Raw genomic sequence first — 3189 nt, forward strand, 5'->3', positions numbered from 1 at the left:
CTCAGTTGTCTCTGTTAAGGATTACATAATAAGGAGGTATTACATGATCAATAATATGTTTGAAATGAAAGAAGTATGAATTGCTCACTCTCTTTATCAGTGTTAATCACCGTTCCAACTCATTTCTTTGCCCTTTTAAGCGTTGTTTTTGCTTCTCATTAGGATTTACCCCTCGAGTTTGGTTTCGGGCCTGTTCTAGGCCTCGGATGATGGCTGACAAGAATTCTGTGCTTGCTCCATAACCACCTTGATGCTTCCCTAACTGTAAATCTTCGATTTCTTTTATTGTTTTATCTTTCAAGTCCATATTACTTAGAATCTTATCTCGATTATGAATAAAGTGGTCTTTATCTCGAAATCCTTCTTTTTTTAAAGATTCTTGGCACTTACTCTGTATGTTTAAAAGGTCGTCATAGGCTTTCTTATTTGTTTCAGAATGAAGTACCTTTCCTTTTAACAAGGGATTACTATCAATTTTTTGCAAACGTTGTTCAATCTCTAATAATTGATCAAAATACTTTTCTACCCTTTGGATTCGCTGAATACCTACTTGGAACTTTTGTAAAAAGTTTTTATGTTCTTCAATATGTCTGTTCCGAGCACGAATAGTGGATTTAATACTATCTATACCGACAATCTTTTCAGCTTTTTTATTAAGGTTATTTAGCTTTTGCGCAGTCTCATACGATAAGAATTTTTCGGCATTTTGAAGTTCAGGATAGTGAGAAATGACTTTACGTATGACTTGCTGCTTTATTATTTCTTCGGTTTGCTTTAGAACTATTTTCTGTTCAATGGATGTCAGATTGTTTTCTTGAAGCTTTTGAGTAGCTACTTTCAGTTGTTTATTCAAATTCTTTTTAGCAAATGGAATCTCTTCCACTTTAGCCAAATTAGCTTCTTTTAAGCATTGAGCCAAATGCTGTTCTTGCTCTGGAATTTCACCTTGTACTTCTGTAATCTTATTGCGTAAAATTTCTTTTTCTTTTCGTTTAAACAATCCTGTCTTATCAAGTTTTCCCTTTAATTCTTCTAATGTTTTTTCATAATGAGAAAGCTGTTTTTCTGCTTGTTCAGCTACGGAAACGACATGATTTTGTGTCTTTATAGATTCTATTTCTTGTTTTTGTTTTTTGGTCTGTATTTCTAATGATTTTCTATAGCTAGCAATGCTTGTCATAGTTGGTGTATCACCAATAATCTGTTTAGCTAGGATAACTATTTTTTGTTCTTCAGGAGTTAATTCTACTTTCTTCTTTTGCTCCTGCAGTTTTAACGCTGCTTCTCTTTGTTGCTTCTCTTGACGATACTTTTGAAGGTCATAAACAATCGCATTATGCTTTTGAACTTCACGATTAATAGCCCCTCGTTCGGTTTGTATGCCCTTTTTCTCCATATCAGAAGCAACATGCCCCATATGGACAGTAGGTAAGATTTCAAGTCCACGATCTGCATGGGATTTATGTGTGATTCGTTCGTTGATTTGTGCTTGTTCTAATGCTTTGTTTGCATACTCGGACCACTGCTCTCTCCATTGCTCCAGCAGGTCTTTTTTATTCCAATCACGATTCTTTGTAGTAAATCCATCTTCTGAAATTTCTCGTGTTGTCAGCATGACGTGAGCGTGAGGATTGTTGGCATCATCCCGATGGATAGCGATATCAGCAACCATGCCTTTATCTACAAATTGATCCTGGATGTACCCTTTGATTAATTCTGTTTGTTGTTGTTGAGAAAGTTCTCTAGGTAGTGCTACATTGATTTCTCTGGCTAATTGAGAGTTCTTCCTTTTCTCGGAATGTTCCACTTCATTCCAAAGAATCTCACGATTCTGAATCCAAACTGGCGATTTTTCAGGGGCAAGAATATGGGTTTCTGGTTGCACTTCTCTTTTGTAAAACTTACTTTCATTTGTTTGCTCATCGACTAAACGCTGACCAGAACGATAGGCAGCAGCCGCAACTGCGGATTGCCCTTTTCCTCTGGAAATCATTTGTGCTGAGAAGTGATAGATCGCCATATCCTTGTACCTCCTTTTTAAATTTAAATTGAATAACAAACTCCATAATGGAACAAAATATTAAAGCCAACTGTTGAAATTCATGTATCACACCAAAAAGGGAGTAGAAGGCTATCTACTCCTTTTTTATTTTTTAAAAATGAATTCGGAGAAATTATAAAGACAAGTTGAACAATTGCTGACATTGCCAACGAGTATTTATAAAAATCTTCCGAATCCTTTTTTGTATCCGCATTATGGCGGATACTCATTCGCCCACTAGCGAATGGAGGGTTTTGATTTTGTATTCGCACCAAGCGAATATGCTCTTTGTTTGCAACGCAAACCGCACACAAACGAAGTTTGTATAAGTGCGCCCTTCTTCACTTTGTTCATTGGGGTGATTATACCACATGCAGAGTGAAGATACTATTATGTAATTCTAGTGTTTCTGCGATAGTTTGATTATAATAGAGAAAAACAAGGCGGTAGGGGAGTGAGGGCTATGGCTCGAAAGACAGAAGAAGAGAGATTGCTAGATATGGATGAAAAGATTAAGAAGATGCAAGCTGAGAAGCAAAGGCTTGCGAATCAATTAAAACAAAAGGAAAGAAAGGCAAGAACACAAAAGCTAATTAGAATGGGTGGATTATTAGAAAAACATTTAGGAATAACAGGAGAAGAAGAAACTATTAAGTTGATTGCTTCTTTCCAAAAATCTATTTTGGAAAATAAAGATAGAGTAAATGCCATGGACATTAATCAAGCTAGAAATATACTAGGGATTCAAGTCCAGAGTTCAAAAGAATCTTAATCCATATTTTATTGTGTTTCTACTCTAGGTTAGATAAAAGATACCGATTTTGAAATTTATCAAAATCGGTATCTTTATCTAACTCTATTTATAAAAGGATGTATTTTCTTCTTTAAAATCGAAATTAAATGGGACCAGTTACATAATACATAAATAATAATATAGAAGACAAAATGCCTATACTATTTAAGATTTTCCCCATAAAAATATAATTGTTTTTTCTCTCTTTAATTTTTTTTGCTTGTTTATATCCTATAACTCCTAATATTATTGCAACTAAACAAAACCATAAAGAAAATACAGTCAAATAAGCAGAGATCAGAGCAACAAAACCTATTAAAATAGCTTTTACTTCCTCCTGCACAATATATACCTC

Annotated in this window: 3 protein-coding genes; 1 reads left to right on the forward strand and 2 read right to left on the reverse strand. The window is 34.6% G+C overall.

What is annotated here, in order from left to right:
• Positions 1-106: 106 nt before the first annotated feature.
• Entirely contained in the window at positions 107-2020 is a 1914-nt protein-coding gene (gene mobQ, locus AB0C25_RS36500) for a MobQ family relaxase (protein WP_341082332.1), read from the reverse strand.
• 484 nt (positions 2021-2504) lie between these two features.
• Between mobQ and AB0C25_RS36505 the strand changes: the two genes are divergently transcribed.
• Positions 2505-2813 carry a hypothetical protein gene (locus AB0C25_RS36505; RefSeq protein WP_357379637.1) on the forward strand — a complete coding sequence of 103 codons (309 nt, stop codon included), beginning with the start codon at positions 2505-2507 and terminating at the stop codon, positions 2811-2813.
• A 124-nt stretch (positions 2814-2937) separates the two neighbouring features.
• Here the strand turns inward: AB0C25_RS36505 and AB0C25_RS36510 are convergent.
• Positions 2938-3189, reverse strand: a 252-nt coding sequence (locus AB0C25_RS36510; protein ID WP_357379639.1) for a hypothetical protein, incomplete at its 5' end; no start/stop codon positions are given.

Origin of the sequence: Micromonospora sp. NPDC048839, from assembly GCF_040649915.1 — a bacterium.
In the GTDB taxonomy this organism is placed as follows: domain Bacteria; phylum Actinomycetota; class Actinomycetes; order Mycobacteriales; family Micromonosporaceae; genus Micromonospora.